15 protein-coding genes, 1 tRNA gene and 1 pseudogene are annotated in these 22,522 nt (G+C 61.7%); 10 read left to right on the plus strand and 7 right to left on the minus strand.

All coding sequences use genetic code 11. The features are described from left to right. Positions 1 to 340: 340 nt before the first annotated feature. The gene (locus H7993_RS09345) at positions 341 to 1,447 is read right to left on the minus strand and encodes a polysaccharide deacetylase family protein (protein ID WP_185794216.1); all 1,107 of its coding nucleotides are present in this window, start codon (positions 1,445 to 1,447) and stop codon (positions 341 to 343) included. A 160-nt stretch (positions 1,448 to 1,607) separates the two neighbouring features. Between H7993_RS09345 and H7993_RS09350 the strand changes: the two genes are divergently transcribed. After that, positions 1,608 to 2,681 carry a polyamine ABC transporter substrate-binding protein gene (locus H7993_RS09350; RefSeq protein ID WP_185794123.1) on the plus strand — a complete coding sequence of 358 codons (1,074 nt, stop codon included), beginning with the start codon at positions 1,608 to 1,610 and terminating at the stop codon, positions 2,679 to 2,681. A 17-nt stretch (positions 2,682 to 2,698) separates the two neighbouring features. Here H7993_RS09350 and H7993_RS09355 read toward each other — a convergent pair whose 3' ends face one another. Further along, on the minus strand, positions 2,699 to 4,282 hold the full coding sequence (locus tag H7993_RS09355; RefSeq protein ID WP_122479646.1) for a peptide chain release factor 3: 1,584 nt from the start codon (positions 4,280 to 4,282) through the stop codon (positions 2,699 to 2,701). Between the two features lie 219 nt (positions 4,283 to 4,501). Here H7993_RS09355 and H7993_RS09360 point away from each other — a divergent pair, with 219 nt between their 5' ends. The 5 genes from H7993_RS09360 (at position 4,502) to H7993_RS09380 (ending at position 13,042) form a co-directional block, all read left to right on the plus strand. After that, complete coding sequence (locus H7993_RS09360) at positions 4,502 to 9,247, plus strand: dermonecrotic toxin domain-containing protein (protein ID WP_185794124.1); 4,746 nt, start codon at positions 4,502 to 4,504, stop codon at positions 9,245 to 9,247. 345 nt (positions 9,248 to 9,592) lie between these two features. Continuing rightward, the gene (locus H7993_RS09365; RefSeq protein ID WP_185794125.1) at positions 9,593 to 10,306 is read left to right on the plus strand and encodes an ABC transporter permease subunit; all 714 of its coding nucleotides are present in this window, start codon (positions 9,593 to 9,595) and stop codon (positions 10,304 to 10,306) included. Positions 10,307 to 10,323: 17 nt separating this feature from the next. After that, positions 10,324 to 11,238 (plus strand): glycine betaine ABC transporter substrate-binding protein, encoded by a 915-nt coding sequence (locus tag H7993_RS09370; protein WP_122479649.1) that lies wholly within the window; start codon positions 10,324 to 10,326, stop codon positions 11,236 to 11,238. Next, positions 11,235 to 11,888 carry an ABC transporter permease gene (locus tag H7993_RS09375; RefSeq protein WP_122479650.1) on the plus strand — a complete coding sequence of 218 codons (654 nt, stop codon included), beginning with the start codon at positions 11,235 to 11,237 and terminating at the stop codon, positions 11,886 to 11,888. The genes H7993_RS09370 and H7993_RS09375 overlap by 4 nt, the downstream gene beginning before the upstream one ends. Next, positions 11,885 to 13,042 (plus strand): osmoprotectant ABC transporter ATP-binding protein OsmV, encoded by a 1,158-nt coding sequence (locus H7993_RS09380; protein ID WP_185794126.1) that lies wholly within the window; start codon positions 11,885 to 11,887, stop codon positions 13,040 to 13,042. Before H7993_RS09375 ends, H7993_RS09380 begins: the two co-directional genes overlap by 4 nt. Before the next feature lie 141 nt (positions 13,043 to 13,183). Here the strand turns inward: H7993_RS09380 and H7993_RS20925 are convergent, their stop codons facing one another. Further along, positions 13,184 to 14,047 (minus strand): methyl-accepting chemotaxis protein, encoded by an 864-nt coding sequence (locus H7993_RS20925; RefSeq protein WP_425311995.1) that lies wholly within the window; start codon positions 14,045 to 14,047, stop codon positions 13,184 to 13,186. Further along, positions 14,045 to 15,241 (minus strand): annotated as a pseudogene (locus H7993_RS20930) (HAMP domain-containing protein); the annotation flags it as partial. The gene H7993_RS20925 and the pseudogene H7993_RS20930, both read right to left, overlap by 3 nt. Before the next feature lie 399 nt (positions 15,242 to 15,640). Between H7993_RS20930 and H7993_RS09390 the strand changes: the two are divergent. Together H7993_RS09390 and H7993_RS09395 are read left to right on the plus strand one after the other, a co-directional pair. After that, positions 15,641 to 16,936, plus strand: coding sequence for an NCS2 family permease (locus H7993_RS09390; protein WP_122713565.1), 1,296 nt, complete (start codon positions 15,641 to 15,643; stop codon positions 16,934 to 16,936). A gap of 120 nt (positions 16,937 to 17,056) precedes the next feature. Further along, positions 17,057 to 17,133, plus strand: a tRNA-Met gene (locus tag H7993_RS09395). A 100-nt stretch (positions 17,134 to 17,233) separates the two neighbouring features. On the opposite strand, the gene H7993_RS09400 is transcribed toward H7993_RS09395, so the two are convergent. Further along, positions 17,234 to 19,423: a TonB-dependent siderophore receptor gene (locus tag H7993_RS09400; RefSeq protein WP_425311984.1), complete on the minus strand. Its 2,190-nt coding sequence runs from the start codon at positions 19,421 to 19,423 to the stop codon at positions 17,234 to 17,236. 252 nt (positions 19,424 to 19,675) lie between these two features. On the opposite strand from H7993_RS09400, the gene H7993_RS09405 reads away from it, so the two are divergent. Continuing rightward, positions 19,676 to 20,614, plus strand: a complete 939-nt coding sequence (locus H7993_RS09405; RefSeq protein WP_185794217.1) for a 2-hydroxyacid dehydrogenase — start codon at positions 19,676 to 19,678, stop codon at positions 20,612 to 20,614. A 56-nt stretch (positions 20,615 to 20,670) separates the two neighbouring features. On the opposite strand, the gene sodC is transcribed toward H7993_RS09405, so the two are convergent. Together sodC and can are read right to left on the minus strand one after the other, a co-directional pair. Beyond that, positions 20,671 to 21,195, minus strand: a complete 525-nt coding sequence (sodC, locus tag H7993_RS09410) for a superoxide dismutase family protein (protein WP_122479656.1) — start codon at positions 21,193 to 21,195, stop codon at positions 20,671 to 20,673. A 100-nt stretch (positions 21,196 to 21,295) separates the two neighbouring features. Then, positions 21,296 to 21,934: a carbonate dehydratase gene (gene can / locus H7993_RS09415; protein ID WP_122479657.1), complete on the minus strand. Its 639-nt coding sequence runs from the start codon at positions 21,932 to 21,934 to the stop codon at positions 21,296 to 21,298. 138 nt (positions 21,935 to 22,072) lie between these two features. Between can and H7993_RS09420 the strand changes: the two genes are divergently transcribed. Then, entirely contained in the window at positions 22,073 to 22,480 is a 408-nt protein-coding gene (locus H7993_RS09420; RefSeq protein ID WP_185794129.1) for a serine kinase/phosphatase, read from the plus strand. Positions 22,481 to 22,522: the final 42 nt, after the last annotated feature.

Genomic DNA, 22,522 nt, shown 5'->3' on the forward strand with positions numbered 1-22,522 from the left:
TTTTGGGAGCCTGACAACGCAATACCTGGACGGTGCTGCGCCGCGAAAAGGCCGCCGGATTCCCACATCAAGGAGCAGGACCTGCGCACAGGTGGAGAGTCTGTCGAAGACGCCACCTGTGATGCAGGGTTCGGCGGTCTGTCTTCGTAATACCGCAAAACCCATTAAGGAAAAAAGCACTTTACGGTTTTTTGAAGTTTATTTTTCAGCGGTGCGAATAACGCTTGGCGGGTGGCGCGGACGCCGTTAGAGTCAGAAGTTGACCCGCCCCTCCTCGCTTGCGCAATTTTCCCCAAAAACCTGCCAACCCCCCGTAAATACTGGCGTTTGCCGACTAGGCCTATTGCACATCCGCACAGGCCTGCCAGTTGATACCGGTCTGGGCGGTTTCCCGCATCAGCCAGGGCAGCGCGGTCTGCGCCTTGGCCAGGTTGTCGTGGAACACCACGATTCCGCGTCGCCACAGCAGCATCAGGCTCAGCGCCCGCTCGCCAGCCTGCAGGGCCGTCAGGCGGCTGTCATCGTCCATCGAATCGATGTTCCACAGCGCCACTTTCAGCCCCGCTCCGGCAAAGAATGCAGCGCTGTCGGCACGACGCTGGCCGTACGGCGGGCGAAACCAGGGCACGTAGCTGTCGGGCAGGTCGGTCTGCAGCAGGGCGACGCTGCGCAGTATCGAGTCCTGCCATTTGTCCCATTGGCCATGGGACACGTATTGCCAACCCAGGGTCGCCACGCACTGCCCGGCATACAGTGCCTGCAGCTGGGCCACCGAGGTCTTTTCGGCACGCGCCTGCAGGCTTTGTCCGGGCACGAAGAAGGTAGCGCTCCAATCCTGCGCTCGCAGGTACCCGGTCAACGCATCGGTAGAGCCATCGACCGGGCTCGGGCCGCCATCGAAGGTCAGCAGGAACGTCCGGTCGGCAAAGCCGTTGCCATCGAACTCCTGCTCCGACAACAGTTGCACCTCGCTGGTGGTCTGCGGTGAAACCGCGGCCAGACGCAACAGTTCGTTGAGATAGGCCTCGCTGAATACCTGGCCCGGCACGGCGAACCCGGAGTAGAAGGATTCGGGATCGATTCCCAGGTCGGCCGCCTGGGCGCGCAGGTCGCCTTCGCTGTCGATGGCATAGCAGAACGAGGCATCCTGTTCGCAGCTTTGCTGGGCGAGGTCGAAATTGGCCCAGAGCCGCTGCCAGAGCCGCTGGCGCAAGTCGTTGATCGCCAGCAGGTTGATCTGACGCAGGCCCAGGCGCGTGGTCAGCTGTGCTTCGTCCTGGCTTTCACTGGCCAGCAACGAGCGTGCAAACAGCAGGATGTGCGCGCGCGACGCCACGTCGAACAGCACTGGCGAATCGATGCGTTCCGGCCAGTGACTGCGGTCGAGAGTCGCCACCGGCGGCGCAGCGACGGCGGCCTGTACGGCGCATACAACGGTGGCCAGCATCCATGATACCCAACGCAACGGCGATCTCCTCGATGACAGGGTGCGCCGGGCACTATACCGCTGTCGCGGCGCAGCGCGCAGCTCTATGCAGCCACGGGCCTTCCCCCACTTCGTTTCTATGATTACAGTAGGCAATCAACGGCGGCTCAGGAATCACCACATGCTTCGCTTGGCCCTCGCCGCACTGACGCTTGTCACGCCCATGGCGTTCGCCGCCGGCACGCTCAGCATCTACAACTGGCCCGACTACATCGCCCCCGACACCCTGCCCAATTTCCAGCGCCAGACCGGCATCGAAACCCAATACAGCTCCTTCGACAGCAACGAAACCCTGGAAAAACGCCTGCGCGAAGCGCCCGGCAAGTACGACGTGATCTTCCCTTCCAACCACTTCATGAACCGCCACATCAGCGCCGGCAACCTCACGCCGCTGGACCGCACTCGCCTGCCGAACTGGAAGTACCTGAACCCCGCGCTGCTGCGCGCCCTGGAAATCAACGACCCCGGCAACCGCTACGGCTTTCCGTACCTGTGGGGCGTCAGCGGCATCGGCTACAACGTCGAGCAGGTCAAGGCGGCGCTCGGCGACGATGCCCCAGTGGATTCCTGGGACCTGGTGTTCAAACCGGAAAACATCGCTCGCCTGCAGAAATGCGGGGTCGCCATCCTCGATATCGGTCCCGAACTGCTGCCCATGGCCCTCAACTACCTGGGCCTGCCCTCGCACAGCCAGAACCCTGCCGACTACGACAAGGCCCGCGCGCTGCTGCTGAGCATCAAGCCCTACGTACGCTACTTCGATTCGGTGGAGTACAGCCATCAACTGGCCGAAGGCAAGCTGTGCGCGGTAGTGGGTTTTTCCGGGGACGTACTGCAGGCGCAAACCCAGGCCAGACAGGCGGGCCAGGGCGTGGAGATCGAGTTCACGTTGCCGCGCGAGGGCTCGACCATGTGGTTCGACATGGTCGCCATCCCCGCCAATGCGCCGAACGAGGATGCTGCGTACACCTTTCTCAACTACCTGCTCGAACCCAAGGTCATGGCCGACATCACCAACAGCGTGCACTACGCCAATGGCAACGAAGGCGCCGATGAATGGGTCAACCCTGCGCTCAAGGGTGATCGGCGGATCTATCCCAGCGCCGAGGTCATGAGCAAGCTGTTCCTGCTGCAACCCATGCCCGCCGATATCGAGCAGCTACGTACCCGGACCTGGGACCAGATCCGTCACTGAGGCCCGGATCGGATTGATCAATGGTGCTCGCGGGTGGCGCGGAATTTCACGTCTGGCCAGCGTTCTTCCATCAGCGCCAGGTTGACCCGGGTCGGGGCCAGATACGTCAGGTGCCCACCGCCATCGAGGGCCAGGTTTTCCGCAGCCTTGTTGCTGAATTCCTCAAGCTTCTTCTTGTCGGCGCACTCGATCCAGCGGGCGGACCATACGGTGATCGGCTCGTAGGCACATTCCACCTTGTATTCCTCTTTCAGCCGGCTGGCGACCACGTCGAACTGCAGCACGCCGACCGCACCCAGGATGATGTCGTTGCTGCGCTCGGGGAAGAACACCTGGGTGGCGCCCTCCTCGGCCAGCTGCTGCAAGCCCTGACGCAACTGCTTGGACTTGAGCGGATCCTTGAGCCGCACTCGACGGAACAGCTCCGGGGCGAAGTGCGGAATGCCGGTGAAACCCAGGCTTTCACCCTCGCTGAAGGTGTCGCCGATCTGGATGGTGCCGTGGTTGTGCAGGCCAATGATGTCGCCGGCGAAGGCTTCCTCCAGCTGCTCGCGCTCGGAGGAGAAGAACGTCAGGGCGTCGCCGATGCGCAGGTCCTTGCCCGTGCGCACGTGGCGCATCTTCATGCCTTTCTCGTAACGGCCCGAGCAGATGCGCATGAAGGCAATACGGTCACGGTGCTTGGGGTCCATGTTTGCCTGGATCTTGAACACGAAGCCGGTGAATTTCTCTTCCACCGGTTCCACGGTCCGCTCGTTCGCCACTCGCGGCAAGGGGCGTGGCGCCCAGTTCACGACGGCGTCGAGCACATGGTCGACACCGAAGTTGCCCAGCGCCGTACCGAAGAACACCGGCGTCAATTGACCGTTCAGAAACTCGTCCTGATTGAACTCATGGCAGGCCCCCTGCACCAGTTCCAGCTGTTCCACGAAGCGGTCGTATTCGTCGGCCAGGTGTGCGCGCGCCTCGTCGGAGTCCAGCTTCTCGATGATTTTCACATCGGTGCGCTCGTGGCCATGGCCTGGCGTGTAAACGATGATGTAGTCGTCCGCCAGGTGATAGACGCCCTTGAAGTCGCGATAGCAGCCGATCGGCCAGGTGATCGGCGCCGCCTTGATCTTGAGCACCGCCTCGATCTCGTCGAGCAGCTCGATCGGGTCGCGAATGTCACGGTCCAGCTTGTTGATGAAACTGACGATCGGCGTGTCGCGCAGGCGGCAGACATCCATCAGGGCAATGGTCCGCGGTTCGACGCCTTTACCGCCGTCGAGCACCATCAGCGCCGAGTCCACTGCGGTCAGGGTGCGGTAGGTGTCTTCCGAGAAGTCTTCGTGGCCCGGGGTGTCGAGCAGGTTGACCATGTGCTCGCGATAGGGAAACTGCATCACGGAAGTCGTGATGGAGATCCCGCGCTGTTTCTCCATTTCCATCCAGTCGGAGGTCGCGTGACGGTCGGACTTGCGCGACTTCACCGTACCGGCCACGGCAATCGCCTTGCCCATCAGCAAGAGCTTCTCGGTGATAGTGGTCTTACCCGCATCCGGGTGGGAAATGATGGCGAAAGTGCGGCGCTTCGCGACTTCGGCGGCCTGTTGGGTCATGGGGGATCGCCTGGCGAGGGATAGAAAATGGGCGCGGATTATAGCCCAGTTCCAAGCGTTGAGGCCACTGTGCGCCACACCGGTTGCGGCCAGGTCTGGGCGCAGGGCTGTGCAATATCTACCACCGCGCAGCGCTGCAGCGCAGGCAACGTATCGCCTCCATCGCAGGGCTCGACACGTCGAAGCCCGCAGCGGTGCCTATTGCCCCTGGAGCTGCCAATGACGACCCCACCACTGCCCTGGTTTCACAGCCGCGCGCTGGCACAACGCTTCATGCGCCACCTTAGCGACTCATCCCACTCACTCCTGACGCCTGAAGGGACTCAATGGTTGCGCCAACTTGCCAAGCCCGAGCGCGATCACCAACCTCAGGCACAAGACGAAATGCGCGTGGACGGGTTGAGCATCATCACCGCGCAAGGAACTGCCGTCGAATTGCCCTTGAGCCTGTTGATCAGTACGACGCAGCACGATTGGGTGGCCCACTACCACCCAATCTGCGGCTTGAAGTTGTTCGATGATCGGCGTCGTTTGAAGCGTTACCTGCTGGATCGGTTGACCAGCCCTGATAACGATCCGGGGCTGAGCTACCTGCATTCGCAGGCGGAACGTCGGCTGATGCGCCTTGGCGAACTCCACGAGATGCAGGTCACGCTCATGGAAGGGTCGGTGTTCGATACCCTGATGCTGGACATTCAGCATCGTCTGAGTGAGCAGCTACGCGAGTGGCGTCAGTTGTTACTGGATCAACCAAGCTCAGAGGAGCTGGTGAGCAGTGGATCAGAGGCCGCCATGGCCAGTCTGCTCGCCCACTACTGGCGTGAAGGAGCCCCCCGATCAGAGCTGCCCGCCGAACGGCTGACCCGCCACTTGCGCACGCAGCTGATCACTGATCTTGCCCGTACGCAATGGGACGGCACGCTGCCAGCCGTTGAGCATGATCAACTCTGGGCTTGGCTGAAGGGCCAAGTCCAGCCATCGCCTCTTACCGGCTTCATCCTCCATGGATCAACTGCCGAGGGCCGCCAGCAGCCGTTGATCAATACCCTGGTACTGGCCAACGAGCGCGCGGCGGCTGCATGCTACCTGTTCAGCGCCACGAGCGGGCTGGTGCGTTACACCGACCGCTCGGCACTCCTGGCAGCACTGACCGATCTGGAGCAGCGTGCCCAATGGCTGCCCTGCGTACCCAACGCACAACAGCCGACGTTCAAGACACTGCCTATCATTGATATTGAGTTGGTAGCCGAGCCCCCCTCCTCTTTCGGTCTGGCGAGCTACACCCGACGTCTGCTGCAAGTACAGCACTCGATATTGTCCAACAGCCCACCTGCTGCATTCATGGGAGACCGCCACACGCTCTGCGAGCAAGCCCTGGGCCTGCATCAGCGCCTGGCGCCAAGCCTGCAGAGGCTCGCCGCGCCGTTCGCTGCCGACCCACGGGACAGCCCAGCCAGCTTGATGCGCCTCACCGGCGCAGCGCAAACCGACCTGCAAAAACCGCAGCGCGTGGTAAATCATCTGACCGAGCTGCAAATCCAGTACGCCGGGTATCTCAAGCGCGGCCCTGACTTGCGTGTGGCCGCACTTCAAGCCCTGGAGCTGCAATTGGCGTGCATTCTGCCAAATGGACCTCCTGCCCGTTCGCTTTACCTCATGGACTTGGAACGGCCCACTGCCGCAACGTCATGGGTCGCCAGTATCTGGGCAAACGAACCACTGGCCGCCGTTGCTGGCAGGCGTTGGCAGGTGTTCACGGTGGTTGCCGAAGGCACACGTCAGGTTCTGAGTCAGCTGCCATGCCTGCTGATCGAGCACATCACCAGCCAAGCTCGGCGCAGCCTCTACCGCGAGCTGAAAACTGCACTGGGTCACCGTGAAGCCACCGGGCAGGCCTACCAACGCTCGTTGCGGCGCTGGTTGTTCAGTTTCGAATGGGCGCTACTCAAGCAGAGTCGATCAGCGACCTCGCCGCTGGTCGAAGCGTTTCTGCGCGGTGATTCCGTACAGGCTTGGCAGCACAGAAGCGGTCATCCTGCGCAAGCCAATGCCGATGCAATGATGTTGAGCCAGGCAGCCGATGCCAGCGGAACCATTGTGATCTGGGCTCATGAAACGGGCTTTCAACTCTTCGAGTCTCTGGATGCCGCGCATCGTGACGCCGTGCAATGGTCTGAGCAGCCGACCGACCTCGGGCCTGGCCTGAGCAACTGGACAGCCTTTGCGGGCGATGCACTGAATACATTGAACAGCCTGGAAAGCCAGGCCCGACAACAAAGTAAGCTGCAAGCCTTCGACCAACTGCGCAACCAAGCATGGCCCTCCGACTCCTTGCCTGCTCTGTTTCGCGAGGCCATGGCGTTCGACAGCCTGCAACGGCAGATGCAGCGCATGGAAGATATGGCACGTGGCCTGGCCGCCAAAGCTGCCCTGCCTGCCTGGTTGCAGCGGGCGGCAGTCGACGACCAGCAGCACTACCTGCGCGTGCTGGGGTTGAATCTGCTGGCCAGCCCGGCCGAAGACGACTATCTGTTCGGCGTTCCTGATATCAGCAGTTATGCGCGCGGCGTGCTGCAGCACCATCTGGACAAAGACTTCACTGCAAAACGCTTCGACCCCGAAGCGATCTTCATCACCACGGCGCGATACGTGCCTGCCTTGGTACCCTCGGGTGAAATTCCTTCCAGCCTTCCCGCCGCCTCGGTCGTGCGGCGACAAAGCCTGATCGAATACGCCTTGAATCACTTCCGGGACTGGGACGACGCCATCGCCCGCATCGAACTGGGTGAGGGCCATGTGGCGCCCGCCGTGTTGAATGCCGACTACTGCCGCCGATTGGTACGGGAGGTGAATCTAGGCTCGCACTATCAGGCCCTGCTCAAACAGACCTTCGACCCCTCAGACCTCGATTACCCTCGCCGGCTAAATTTGTACGCCCGCCAGCTACCGGCGCAGTTGCTGGAGTGCGCCTGGCGAGCCCGGCTCAAGCACAACCTGCCCATGCAGGCGGTCGAAGTGATCACTCGCGTGGTCTGCATGCCGGACCCCATCTTGCGACAGCCGCTGAACGGCCATGTCGTGTTGCTGACCCCGCTGCAATTGATCCCCAAGCCGGGAATCAAACCAGACACGTTGCCCGGCTGCTATCTGTTCAGGGCCGGTGAAGACGGCCCGCTGGTGCTGTACCTGCCCTATGAAGCCACCCATACCCTTCAAGCCTTCGACAGTGGTACGGCCCTGCTTGCCGCCCTTGCCAGCGACACTGCCCTGCAGGCGCGACTGCTCGCGCGCATGCCTGTCAGCCTGCGCCCGCGCTATGCCCATGGCGGCTTCAGCGAGCCGCACCTGGGCCGCGTTGGGGACACAGACTTCACCCTGACGCAGAGCACCTCGACAGGCCCGGAGCTGGCCTGCAACCCTATTGCCGGTAACGCACTGCGGTACCTATTCGTCGAGAACGGCCTTTATCTGCAGGCTCTCGCCGCCACTCAACTGGTTACCACGGAGCAAGTTCGCTGGCAGGCGCTGATCAATGTGATGAGCCTGGCCTGGGAGCAACTGAGCATGTTCCTGCCGGGCAAGGTCGGGCTTGCCGTGGCCGCCTGGCAAGCCGAACTGGCGGTGCTGAACATCGCCCAGAACGTGCAGCACAACAGCTGGGGGCAAACACTGGCGCAGTTGACCTGCGTGCTTGTACAGGGACTGGCGATCAGTCGGGGGATGACGCAGCGTGCACTTCAAGACAACGTACGCGAGCGCTTCTGGCAAACCGTGCGCAGCGCCCCGGAGTACGGCCTGTCACTCGCGCGCTACGAGGCCCCCATCGAAACGCTGCGCACGTTCGTTTTTCAGCCGTCCACGTGCACTTACCTGAACATCCGCGACCAGACGCACTACATCGGCCTCAACGGCAAGGCATATCGCGCTCGCCAGGAACAGGATCGTTGGTACCTGGTCGGGCAGCGCGACGATGAACTAGGCCCTAGGTTGCTGCTGGATACCGAGCAGGCTTGGGTAATCGATCCTGGGCAGAACCTTGCAATCAGTGCTGGCGGCGTACCGAGCAGGCTGGGCAGCCAACTGGTGCGTTGGACGCTGACCCGTGATGAAATCGTCATCCATGCCGTGGGCTGCCGGCAGATCCGCCAATTGCGCCCGCACCGCGCCAGCGTCCTGCACCGGGCCCACCGCGATGCCTTGGGGTATCTGGGCAATGCGTTGGACAGCCTGCGAAGAGCACGGCTGGTCGGTAGCGTGGAAACCCATACCCTGGAAGTGCTCAAGCAGTTCTTCGGCGTCTCTCAGGTCACGGACTCATTGATCGCGCGGGTCCAAGGCGTACTGGAAAAAATGGCCCGGATCATGGCATCGCACGCCTACTCGCCAGTAACCTCGAGACGCTACGTGATGGCAAGCCGCTTGAGCGCGCAGTCAGCCGTGGGCATTGCCTTCGTGTCCGTACAGGATCCACAAGGTCAGATGTTTCTGACAGATGAATTCTTTGATTTTGAGACGGCACGTCTCCTGCCACTCGATCCGAAATACACCATCGCTGAAACGAACGCCCTGAGCAAGGCGATGGTCCTGCTGCATGAGTTCACCCATATTGCATGCAACACCCGGGACATCCACTATATCGAAGCGGCGATGCCCTATGCCGATCGGTTGCAGCCAGGCGTGAGGCGTGCGTGGCTGGAGCGTCAGCACGACGAATCGTTCTCGCACCTCACCCCCAAGCGTAAGTTGTTCATTGTCCGCGACGACACGACCGGGCAGGTGCGCGACATCCTCAACGAAGACCGCAAGGGGCGCGCCCTGATCCTGCGCCTGGCGGGCTCACCCAATCTGGACGACGCACGCCAGCGGTTTCTGATCGACGCTGACATTCGTTCAAAGATCCTGCTGAAGAATGCCGACTCGGTGACGCTGTTGATCTATCGTCTGGGAAATCGCAAAACCCCCTGACGCGGCTCGCGCCGCTGCTACAAACACCGCGAACCCCTGTAGCAGCGGCGCAAGCCGCGTCAAATGCCTTGGGTAACTCCCCCTTGAACGCCATCTCATGCAAGCTTTATGGTCATAAAAGGTGGCCAAATGCTGCCTCACTGTGGGAACCTCTCGCCGCACGGAGACGTCCATTCCCTGATTCGTTGAGTCGTCAGGGGCTGCAAAATCAGCAAGTTAGCCTGACGAGGCTGCGCTTATGGCTCGCACCGCGCGAGCTGCTATTCGCGTCCTACCTGGGCCGATCGCTCGCCCGAGCGCTCATCGCAGGCCCGGTAGGCGCCGACTGAAAAAAGGAGTCCGCCTGTGGCTAATCGCTATGGCAAAGGGCTGTTAGGGGGCGCTGTTATCGTTGCCGTCCTGGCCCTGCTGGTCCACTGGATCGGCATAAGTACCATCGAGCACTACCGCGAAGATCTGATTTTCTACCTGCAAGCGCACCTGATCCTGGTGCTGGTCTCGATGCTTGCCGCACTGCTGGTGGGCATCCCCGCCGGTATCGCGTTGAGCCGACCCAGCATGGTCAAGCATGCCGAACGCTTCATGCAGATCTTCAACATTGGCAACACCATTCCACCCCTGGCAGTACTCGCCATCGCCCTCGGCATCCTTGGCATCGGCAGTGGTCCTGCGATCTTCGCGCTGTTCCTTGCCTCCCTGTTGCCCATCGTGCGCAACACCTACGAGGGCTTGAAAAACGTCCAGGGCTCGCTCAAGGAAGCCGCCACCGGCATCGGCATGACGCCGCGCCAGGTGCTGTTCAAGGTCGAGCTGCCCAACGCCGTGCCGATCATGGTCGGCGGGGTACGCGTGGCGCTGGCGATCAACGTCGGCACCGCGCCCCTGGCGTTCCTGATCGGCGCCAATAGCCTGGGCAGCCTGATCTTCCCCGGCATCGCCTTGAACAACCAGCCACAACTGTTGCTGGGCGCTGCCTGCACCGCGCTGCTGGCATTGATCCTGGACGGCATCGTGACCCTGGTCAGCCGCCTGTGGTTCGAACGTGGGCTGACTCGCTGAGCGAAGGAATGAATTCAATGAAGAAGTTAAGCATCGTACTGGGCCTGGCCCTGTTGTGCGCCGGCGTCGTGCACGCCGCAGACAGACCGGTGATCCGCCTCGGCGCCCGGGTGTTCACAGAGCAGACCGTACTGGCGGCCATTACCGCGCAGTACCTGGGCAGCAAAGGCTATGACGTACGCGTCACCGGTGGCCTGGGCAGCAACCTGGCGCGCAGCGCCCAGGAAAGCGGTCAGCTGGACATGCTCTGGGAATACACCGGGGTGTCTCTGGTGTCCTACAACCACATCGACGAAAAACTCGACAGCGCGGCCACCTACGCGCGGGTCAAGCAACTGGACGCCCAGAAAGGCCTGGTGTGGCTGACGCCCTCGCGGTTCAGCAACACCTATGCCCTGGCGCTGCCTGAAGAAGTGGCCAAGGCCTATCCTCAGGTCAACACCATCAGCCAGCTGAACCAGGTGCTGATCGACGAGCCGAAGAAAGGCCATATCCTGGCCCTGGACACCGAGTTCGCCAACCGGTCGGACGGCCTGGTGGGACTGACCCAAACCTACGACCTGAAATTCACCCGCCGTGACATTCGCCAGATGGACGCCGGCCTGGTCTATACCGCGCTGCGCAATGGGCAGGTGTTCACCGGTCTGGTCTACACCACCGACGGGCGTCTGAACGCCTTCAAGCTCAAGCTGCTTGAAGACGACCTCGAGTACTTCCCCGACTACACCGCCGCACCGGTGGTCCGTCAGCAGCTGCTCGATGCCCATCCGCAACTGGCTGCGCAGCTCAAGCCCCTGGCCGAAATGCTCGATGATGCCACCATGCGCGAACTCAATGCGCAGGTCGACGTCGAGCACCGCAGCCCGACGGTGGTAGCGGCGGAGTTTCTCAAGGCCCATCCGATCACCGACCAAGCCCAGGAGAAGCCATGAGTTTCCTCGACACCTTCTCCCACCTCGACTGGCCGTTGGTGCTGCAACTGACCTGGCAGCACATCACTCTGGTCGGCATTGCGGTCAGCCTGGCCATCGTCTTCGGCGTGCCGATCGGCATCCTGATGACGCGCTTTCCGGCACTGGCGGGGCCTCTGCAGGCCTGCGCCACGGTGCTGCTGACCATTCCCTCGATCGCCCTGTTCGGGCTGCTGCTGCCGTTCTACTCCAAGTTCGGCCAAGGCCTGGGGCCGCTACCGGCCATCACTGCGGTGTTTCTCTATTCGCTGTTGCCGATCCTGCGCAACACCTACCTGGCACTGACCGGCGTCGAGCCCGGCATCCGTGAAGCCGCCAAAGGTATCGGCATGACCTTCGGCCAGCGCCTGCGCATGGTCGAGCTGCCCATCGCGGTACCGGTCATCCTCGCCGGCGTGCGCACCGCCGTGGTGATGAACATCGGCGTCATGACCATTGCTGCCACCATCGGCGCCGGCGGCCTGGGCGTTCTCATCCTCACCTCCATCAGCCGCAGCGATATGTCGATGCTCATCGTCGGCGCCGTGCTGGTCAGTGTCCTGGCGATCATCGCCGACCTGCTCCTGCAATGGCTGCAACGCGCCCTGACCCCTAAAGGATTATTGAAATGATCGAACTTCAGAACCTGACCAAGACCTTCCACAGCAACGGCAAGGAAGTCAAAGCCGTCGACGCGGTAAGCCTGACCGTCAACGAAGGCGAGATCTGCGTATTCCTCGGGCCGTCGGGCTGTGGCAAGAGCACCACGCTGAAAATGATCAACCGATTGATCATGCCGACCTCCGGCAAAGTCCTGATCAACGGCGAAGACACCACAGGCCTGGACGAGGTCACCCTGCGTCGCAACATCGGCTATGTCATCCAGCAGATCGGTCTGTTCCCCAACATGACCATCGAGGAGAACATCACCGTGGTCCCGCGCCTGCTCGGCTGGGACAAGAAGCGCTGCGCCGAGCGTGCCCGCGAACTCATGAGCATGATCAAGCTGGAGCCCAAGCAATACCTGCACCGCTATCCGCGCGAACTCTCGGGCGGCCAGCAACAGCGCATCGGCGTGATCCGTGCCCTGGCCGCCGAAGCGCCGCTGCTGCTGATGGACGAGCCGTTCGGCGCGGTCGATCCGATCAATCGCGAAATGATCCAGAACGAGTTCTTCGAGATGCAGCGGGCCTTGAACAAGACCGTGATCATGGTCAGCCATGACATCGACGAGGCCATCAAGCTGGGCGACAAGATCGCCATCTTCCGCGCCGGCAAGCTGCTGCAGATCGACCATCCCGACACGCTGCTGGCCCATCCGGTGGACGACTTCGTCAGCAACTTCGTCGGCCAGGACAGCACGCTCAAGCGCCTGCTGCTGGTCAAGGCCGAAGACGCCGCCGACAATGCGCCTTCGGTGAGCCCGGAAACGCCGGTGGCCGATGCGCTGGAATTGATGGACGAACACGACCGCCGCTACGTCGTGGTGACCGATGCGCAGAACAAGGCCATGGGTTATGTTCGCCGACGCGACCTGCATCGCCAGGCCGGCAACTGCGTCGACTTCCTGCGCGAGTTCAACGCCACGGCTGCCTATGACGAGCACCTGCGCATCCTCTTGTCGCGCATGTACGAGTTCAACCGCTCGTGGCTGCCGGTGCTGGACGCCGAGAACGTATTCCTCGGCGAGGTGACCCAGGAATCGATCGCCGCCTACCTCAGCTCAGGCCGTTCGCGTGGCATGAAAACCAGCATCGTCTCCCCGGCCGAAACCGCCCAGGCCTGACGCGCGCCCTCGCGTAGGAGCGGTCCGCGGCCGCGAAAGCCGTCCCGCGGTCCATCAGACAGACCGCATCGACTGCTTCGCGGCCAATGACCGCTCCTACGAACTGCACACGCACTCACCCGTAGGAGCGGTCCCTTCGCCCTACCCCAGATTGAACCGCGCCGTATTCTCGCTCAGCACTCGGCTCCCCTGCCCCAGTCGATCCGCCGCCTGGTTCACCGCCCGCGCGCCATCGAGCAGACGCACCGCCGCCTGGTCCACCTGCTGAATGTTGCTGCTCACCTCATCTGCCGTGGCCGCCTGCTCTTCCACCGCCGTAGCGATCTGCGCCAAGGTATCGGTCACCCCTTGCACCGCCCCGGCAATCTCACCCAGGCGTTCACCCAGGCCCATGACCGACTGCGCATCGACCTGCGCCTGGCCACACGCGGCCTGCATCAGTTCCACGGCCTGCTTGACCGTCGAGCGCAGGCTTTCCACCGTACCGGCAATCTGCCCAGTCGAAGCCTGGGTGCGCTGTGACAGGCTGCGTACCTCGTCGGCCACCACTGCAAACCCGCGCCCCTGCTCGCCCGCCCGCGCCGCCTCGATGGCCGCATTGAGCGCCAGCAGATTGGTCTGTTCGGCGATGCCGCGAATCGCATCCACCACCGACTGAATCTGCTGGCCCTGCTCGCTGACCCGGCCCAGGGCCTGCGCCGTGTCGTTCAAGCGCTGGTTGAGCTGCTGAATACTGGCCGTCGTGCGCTGGCTGTCACGGCTGCTGTCCTCGGCGATCTGCCGGGTCTGCTGGGCGCTGCCCGAAGCCAGTTCGCAACTGCGCGCCACGCCCTGCGAGGTGGCCGCAAGCTCGGTGGCGGCCGCAGCGATCTGACTGATCTGCTGTTGCTGCGCCTCGACCTCGTCGAGCGTGCCGCTGGATTGGCTGTTGAGCGTCACCACCGCCTGGCTCAGTTGCACGGTTTCGTGGTTGACGCCCAGCAGGCTGCCACGCAACTGCACCACGGCAGCATTGAGCGCCGTACTGATCGCCGCCAGCTCATCGCGCCCCTGCACCGCCACCTGCACACTCAGGTCACCGTCGCGCAGCGATTGCGCCAAGGTGGTAATGCCACTGGCGCTGCGGCGGATCGATGCTTGCAGGCACACGAACAGGTACAGCGCCGCCAACAGCAGCAGGGCGAACACCGTCGCGCCCGGAATCAGCTGGCGAACGGCCTGGTCATGATAATGATCCAGGCGCACCTCCAACGACATCAGCGACTCGTGACGCAAGCCGTTCAGGGCGCCGAGCATGCTGTCCACACTGCTTTCGAACTGGGCCGCAGACAGCTTGATGTCGCCGCCGAACAGATTGTCGTCCAGACGCTTCAACTCACCGTCCAATGTACCCAGCGCCTGCTGATACTGCTCGTCCCAGCCGCGCAGTTGCTGCGGCAGGCGTTGCTGCAGCGTGCCACCGGCTTTCACCAGTTGCTCGCGCGCATCATTGATACGGCTGCGCAGGTCACGCATCTGCAAACGACTCTGCAGGCTGAATTGCCCGGCGACCAGGGAGGACTGGCCAATGCTGCCCAGACGCCCCACACGCTCGATCAGATCAGGGGCTTGCTGAGTGGCGATCTGCATCAACAGATAGCTTTCGCGCCACGGATCGACGATCAACCCGCTGGCCATGGCGATCTGTTCGCGCAGTACCTGCACCGACGTCAGCGCCGCCGTGAAACGGTCGTAGCCATCGGGCCACCAGCCCACCTGGCGCAGGCTCGCCAGGTCGAGGCCCTTGGTCGCGGTTTGCACCGTTTGCATTCGCTCCAGAGTGTCGGCAGGGGCCTTCTCGTGTGCCAGCTCAGCGGCCAGTTTATCGAGCGATGCCTGAATTCCCGGTGCGGCCGCCTCCAGCGCCGCGATCGCGGCCTGGGCCTCGGGCGTCGGCTGACGCTGGATATCCACCGCCTTCCAGCGCGCGGCACGATTGCGCTGCGCCGAGAGTTGCGCATCCAGGCTGTCGAGCGCCAGTAACTGATGCACGCCGCTGCGCTCGGCATCGATCACCGCCAGCCGGTCGCGAAAATCCTCGCCCAGCAACCACAGGCTGCCGACCAGCGGCAGCATGAACAAGAGAAACAGCAGCTGAAACTTGCGGGCGAAACCATAGCGACCCAGCAACCGGATACCCGGCGACAACAAAGCATGCATGTCCGACAACTCCACGGAGAATGCAGGTACCTACGGAAACGTGGCGCCAGCAAAATGCCACTGCAGCAAGATTCAGACCAACCGACTTTCTCAGCCTTTGCCCGCAGCGTCGAGCACGCCCCATCGGCTGCGGCTTCGCTTTGGTGCATCTGCCCACCTATGCACGCCTCCAATGAGTGCAGCGGTTGTGTAACCGGAAGTGGCAACCGCACCGCAACGCATTACCCAGGGCGCATGCGCAGCGGGGTTCGTCGACATGGCCCGGAACCTGCTACAGGCAAACCGCAAAAGCTGACCAAGCAGTTATGTTTCAGCACACGGCCAACGCTCGATCGGGCTTGCTCGCTACACACACCGTCGCCGCACGATCCACGGCGCCCATCGCCCCAGGGGAGCAACATGCTGGACTCATTTTTCAAGCTGAAAGCGCACAACACCACCGTGCGCACGGAAATCCTCGCCGGGGTCACCACGTTCCTGGCCATGGCCTACATCCTGTTCGTCAACCCCAGCATTCTTGGCGAAACCGGCATGGACAAGGGCGCGCTGTTCGTGGCCACCTGCCTGGCCGCCGCCATCGGCTCGGCGATCATGGGCCTGATCGCCAACTACCCGATTGCCCTGGCACCGGGCATGGGCCTCAATGCGTTCTTCACCTACACCGTGGTCCTGCACCTGGGCCATAGCTGGCAGGTTGCACTGGGTGCGGTCTTCATATCAGCGGTGTGTTTCTTCCTGCTGTCGATCTTCCGCATCCGTGAATGGATCATCAACAGCATTCCCCTGCCGCTGCGGTCGGCCATCGCTGCGGGCATCGGCCTGTTCCTCGCACTCATTGCGCTGCAAAACGCCAAGATCGTGGTTGCCAACCCGGCCACTCTGGTCGGCATGGGTGATCTGTCGAAACCCGAACCGGTACTGGCGATCCTCGGCTTCTTCATCATCGTCGCACTCGAGGCACTCAAGGTCCGTGGCTCGGTGCTGATCGGCATCCTGCTGATCACCGTGGTGTCGATCCTGCTTGGAGTAACCCCGTTCGGGGGTGTGGTATCAATGCCACCGTCACTGGCGCCGACCTTCCTGCAACTCGATATCAAGGGCGCATTCGATGTGGGCTTGATCAGCGTGATCTTCGCCTTCCTGTTCGTCGATCTGTTCGACAACTCCGGTACCTTGATCGGCGTGGCCAAGCGCGCCGGCCTGATGGGCAAAGATGGCCACATGCCTAAAATGGGCCGCGCCCTGATCGCCGACAGCACCGCGGCGCTGGCCGGCTCGCTGCTGGGCACTTCGACCACCACCAGCTACATCGAATCGGCCGCCGGCGTCAGCGCTGGCGGCCGGACCGGCCTGACCGCCATCGTGGTCGCCGTGCTGTTCCTGCTGGCGTTGTTCTTCGCGCCTCTGGCCGGCAGCGTCCCGGCATTCGCCACCGCGCCCGCCCTGCTGTTCGTAGCCGTGCTGATGGCCTCCGGGCTGGCAGAAGTCGACTGGGACGACATCACCGTCGCCGCCCCGGTCCTGGTGACTGCCCTGGCCATGCCGCTCACCTACTCGATCGCCAACGGCATCGCCTTCGGCTTCATTACCTGGACAGCGGTCAAACTGCTGAGTGGCCGGTGGCGCGAACTCAATTCGGCACTGGTCGTGTTGTCGATCATCTTCGTCATCAAGCTGGGCTGGTTCGGTGGCTGATCACCGCACTGCGCAGACCCTCGCACGCCACGCGCAGCCTAAGCGTTTGATCGCACGCATAAATATTTTGCAAAGGGGTGTTGACACAATTTCGTTTCAGGCGAATAATGCGCGCCACTTGGCTACATAGCTCAGTTGGTTAGAGCATAGCATTCATAATGCTGGGGTCCGGGGTTCAAGTCCCTGTGTAGCCACCAAGTACGATCCACAGATGTCTACAGCAGTCTGTGAGTCACCTCAAGAAGCCCGCCTCGTGCGGGCTTTCTTGTTTCTGGTTGTCTGGCAAGGCCAAGCGGATTACCAGCGATACGCCACGGTCCCCAGCACCGTGCGCTCATCACCCCAATAGCAGCGACCGGCATTGTTGCAGCCCGACACGTATTCCTTGTCGAACACATTCTTCGCGTTCACGTCCACCGACCAATGCTTGTCGATGTCATACCCTATCAAGGCGTCAACCAGCGTCACATCGCCCGCCTTCAGCTTGCCGTACAGTGTCGGCGCGGTGTAGGCAAAGGTACTGTCGAAATAGCGCACGCCGCCGCCCAGGCGTAAACCGCTCAGCGCACCTTCCAGGAAGCGATACGTCATCCAGGTCGACGCCTGATTGCGCGGAATGCCCGTCAGTTGACGATCCTCGAACAATGACCCCGGCGCATCCTTGGTAACTCGCGCATCGGTGTAGGTGTACGACGCGACCAAGCTCAGATTACGCGTTACCTCACTATTGACCTCAAGCTCGACGCCTTTGGACTCGCTCTTGCCAACTTGCTGGCTGAAACCGTTGCTGCCTGCGACTACGTCGCGAGATTTGGTCAAATCGAAAACCGCAGCGCTGAAGGTGGTATTCCAGCCCGCGGGCTCGAACTTCAGACCCACTTCATACTGTTCGCTGAGGATCGGATCGAGCAGATCGCCGTTGGGCTGCGACGATTGCTGTACAGGCGTGAATGCAGTGGAATAGCTGACGTAGGGAGAGATACCGTTTTCGAACTGGTACATCACGCCCGTCTGCCAGCTGAACCGATGATCCCAACCGTCAAGATCCGTCGCCGCTACCGCTGCGCTGCCTGGACGAGCCGCGCTGGCACGGTTGCGGTATTGGCTCTGTACCCAGTCCTGACGCCCGCCCAGCAGGAAAATCCAATTATCGTACTTGCTTTGCAATTGCCCATACGCACCGTACATGTGCTGATCGAGCTGGGAATTCTGCACGTATTGCGAGGCACTGGGTTGCACCGGCGAGAACACCGGCCTGAATACATTGTAAGTACCGCCCAGGCCTGCGTTCCAATCCTGATTGAACGAGGTACGGTCGTAACTGGCGCCCAGCAATACCGTGTTATCCAGCGCCCCCGAAGTGAAGTGCCCTTCGAATTGGTTGTCCACCGAATAAGTGATCGACTTGTTGTCGCGATCATACGCAGTGCTGCTCAATGTACTTCCGAAGCCAGCCTGATTCAGATTGTTCGGCCAGGTTTCATGGCGGTTCAAACGTGATTCCATGTAGCGCGAGTTCTGCCGGAACTGCCAGACGTCGTTGATCTGATGGCTGAACTCGTAACCCAGGGTCCAGGTTTCGCGCTCGAAGTCGTCCCAGCCTGGGTTGCCGTTGAACTGGTCCTTGCCGATCTTGCCATTGACGTTGTTGAGCAGCGTTCCTGCAGCCGGATAGCCCAGCAGCAGTTTGGTGCGGTCGCGCTGGTAGCTGGACAGCAGGGTCAGTGCCGTGTCCTGGTTGAAATTGAAAGTCATCGACGGCGCGATATAGAGGCGGTCGTCCGGCACCGAGTCGACTTGCGTATCGGCATTGCGGCCCAGCATCACCATTCGTCCCAGGATACGGTTATCGTCCGTCAACGGGCCGGATACATCGATCCCAAGCTGGCGCCTGTTATTGCTGCCATAGGTGAATTTCGCTTCGCCTTGCGCAGTTTCGGTCGGCTTCTTGCTCACCAGATTGACCAATCCGCCGGGCGCATTCTCACCATAGAGAATCGAGCTGGGGCCTCGAAAGATTTCGGTACGTTCCAGGCCATAGGGCTCGGTGGTGGTGTCGTAGCGATTGCCTTGCAGGCGTAGACCATCCTTCAGCAACCCGTAGCCATAGTCCGTGGCGTTGTAACCTCGGATGGAAAACAGATCACCGGCCAGGCCGTCACCGACAGCGAAAGGTGGAGCGAAGATACCCGGTACGTAACCAAGAATGTCGGTCAGGGTCTGCGAGCCCTGGTCTTGAATGCGTTGGCGTGTCACCACCGAAACCGAACGCGGAGTCTCGGACAAAGGTGTGCTGGTTTTGGTACCCGCGGTGCTGTTGCGTACCTGGTAGCCCACTGTCTGCTGGCTTTCCGGTGCTTGTTCGGTAATGACCAAGTCTTGCAATTGCAGCTCTGGGCCCTTGCTCACAGGCCTGGCCGGTGCTTCCTCGGCAGAGACCATTGCCTGCCAACCGACTGTGGCAACAACCAAAGCCAAAGAATTCATGCCAAGATTCATCTTGTTATTGCAAGCCATCTACCTTCCCCTCCCCTGAAGATCCCGCGAAAGCCAGCCCATTTTGTAACGGTATATCTCGGGGCGGAAATTAACATAGAGTGATTTGCATTAACATTATTGTTATCGAATAAAAAGCGCCCCAAACAACTTGAGGGGTAGGCGTGCGCTTTTTTTCGCGCACCCACTTTCGCCCATCTCTAAATTGCTACCATGACCGTCATTTCCCACCCGGAGGTCTACATGCGCGCAACCGTGCTGGTGCTGGTCGAAACCATCAACGACTACGTGTCGATTCTCGAAGATCAAGGCTACGAGCTGATCATGGCGCCCTCACCGGCAGCCCGCGCAGAGGCCATCGAGCAACACGCAGATCGCATCGATGCGGTGCTCACACGCGGGCCACTGGGTCTGACGGCAGATGAAATGGCAACGCTGCCCAAACTGCGCATCATCTGTGTGCTCGGTGCGGGTTACGAGAACGTTGACCTGCCAGCCGCCAAGGCACACGGCCTGACCGTGACCAATGGGGCCGGAGTCAATGCATCGTCGGTGGCAGATCACACCCTGGCGCTGCTGCTGGCACTGATGCGCGACATCCCCGGCGCCGATGCGTCGGTACGCCGAGGCGAATGGGCCAAGACCATGCGTCCGTCGGTGGCGGGCAAGCGTCTAGGCATCATCGGGCTGGGCGCTGTTGGCTTGGCAATCGCCAAGCGCGCCGCATTAGGTTTCGACATGAGCGTGCAGTACCACAATCGGAGCCCGCGCGATGATGTCGACTATGGCTATTGCGCAAACCCGACGGACCTGGCTGCGGTCAGTGACATCCTGATAATTGCCACGCCCGGCGGCGCGCAGACACGCGCCATCGTCGACGCCGGCGTACTGGAAGCACTCGGCCCTCAGGGTTATCTGGTCAATATCGCCCGTGGCAGCGTCGTGTCTACGCCCGATCTATTGGACGCTCTGCAAAGGCAGGCCATCGCGGGTGCTGCGCTGGACGTCTTCGACGACGAGCCCAACGTACCTGATGCGTTGAAAACGCTGCGCAACGTGGTCCTGACGCCTCACGTGGCCGGCCTTTCGCCCGAAGCCACGCAAGACACGGTGAAGATGGTCGAACGCAACCTGACTGCGTTCTTCGCCGGCGAGCCTGTGCTGACGCCAGTCCAGCTTTGAAACGTGTGGGAGCGGTGCGGGCGGCGAGCCCGCTGCTCCCCAGCCTCATACAGTGATCAGATCACCCCACAGGCCATCCGCGCCGCACCACCGCCCAACGGCGCCGGTGAATCGGCGTGGTTGTCACCACCGGCGTGCACCATCAGTGCATGCCCTTCCACTTCGCTGAGCTTTTTCAAACGCGGGGCCAGCACGGGATACGTTGCGGTACCGTCGGCGTTCACGTAGATCGCCGGCAAGTCACCCAAATGTCCCTTCGCATCGTAAGGTCCCAAGTGCTTGCCGGTCTTCTGTGGATCGAAGTGCCCGCCTGCCGCTTCCGCCGCCGACATCTTGCCGTCTTTCATCGCCGACGCGCAGCTGCCGTTGGCATGCACATGAAATCCATGCACGCCTGCGGGCAGCGACTTCAGCTGCGGAGTGAACTGCAGGCCATAGGCCGTTTCCTCGATCATCACCGTGCCGATCGGCTGGGGTGCGCCCTCGGCGCTCACCAGGTTGATCTGGACTTCCTTGGATGCCGCATTGGCGCTACCGATCGACATCGCTGCCATCAGTGCCAGCCAGCCATAAGACTTCATGGTGCCTCCCTCGCTTCGCGTTTGATTACCGAAAAGGCCACGACCCAAGCCGTCGCCCATCCGATTCAGAACCCGAATGCGGCTCACTCGTTCCTGGCCATCAATCCAGCGCGCGCAAACGGTACTGTGGTGGCAACTGATCGAAGCCACTGATGGTCACATCCAGGCTCTTCCAGCGGCCGTCCTTGATGCCATAGATACAGCCATGCACCGACAGCTCCTGGCCACGGTGCCAGGCGTTCTGGACAATACTGGTGTGCCCCACGTTGGCCACCTGCTGAATCACGTTGAGTTCGCACAATCGGTCGACCTGCTCTTCTTCGGTAGGCAGGGTCGCCAGCGTTTTGCGGTGCTCGTAATACAGGTCGCGAATGGTCCGCAGCCAGCCATCGATCAGCCCCAGCTGTCGATCCTGCATCGCCGCGCGAACACCGCCGCAGCCATAGTGACCGGTGACCAGAATGTGTTTGACCTTGAGCACGTCGACCGCGTACTGAATCACCGACATGCAGTTCAGATCGGTGTGCAGCACCACGTTGGCAACGTTGCGGTGGACGAACAGATCGCCCGGCAACATGCCGACGATCTCATTGGCCGGCACGCGCGCGTCCGAGCACCCGATCCAGAGGAATTCAGGTGTCTGCTGGCGTGCCAGTTTGGCGAAGAACTCCGGATCCTCTTCCTTGATCGCCTCGGCCCACCGCGCGTTGTTGTCGATCAGTTCCTGTAGGTCATGCATGTTCAGCCCTCGAGAATCGTTTGGATTATGACTGGCCATGGCTGCACAAGGTCACGGTCGGCGCGGACAAATCATGCTGAATCTTTCCACTCGTACGGGGGTCAACCCTATCTAGACACACACCAGAGGATTGCCGTAATGACCGACTCCCATCGCCCCTACGATGCCCCACAACCCGCTGCGATCGATGACATTGAAGACCGCATGGGCCAGGTTCGAGAGCTGGATTTCGATGACGCCGACGGTCCCACCGGCAGGATCGGCGACACCATTCCTGCCGATGAGCTGGAGCATCTGGTGCCTGACGAACGCGCCCGCGAAGCAGGACTGACCGGCGCTTCGATGGATGACCACAATCCGACCGACGACGACATGAGCCCCGAAACACTGATCCGTGAGGATGGCGCACGTTCGCCCGATGAGCCAGGCGACAGCGGACCCGCTGATCAGGAACTCAGCTTCGTCGATGAAGACGACATCGGTGGCGGCGATGGCCTGGATGAAGAAGAACTGGCGCTGATCGACCCACTCGATGGCAAACGCTGAGTCCAGCATGCCTAGCGATCACTGCCCGAGGCAATCTCGGGC

The sequence above is a fragment of the Pseudomonas baltica genome, from assembly GCF_014235765.1.
Taxonomy (GTDB): domain Bacteria; phylum Pseudomonadota; class Gammaproteobacteria; order Pseudomonadales; family Pseudomonadaceae; genus Aquipseudomonas; species Aquipseudomonas baltica.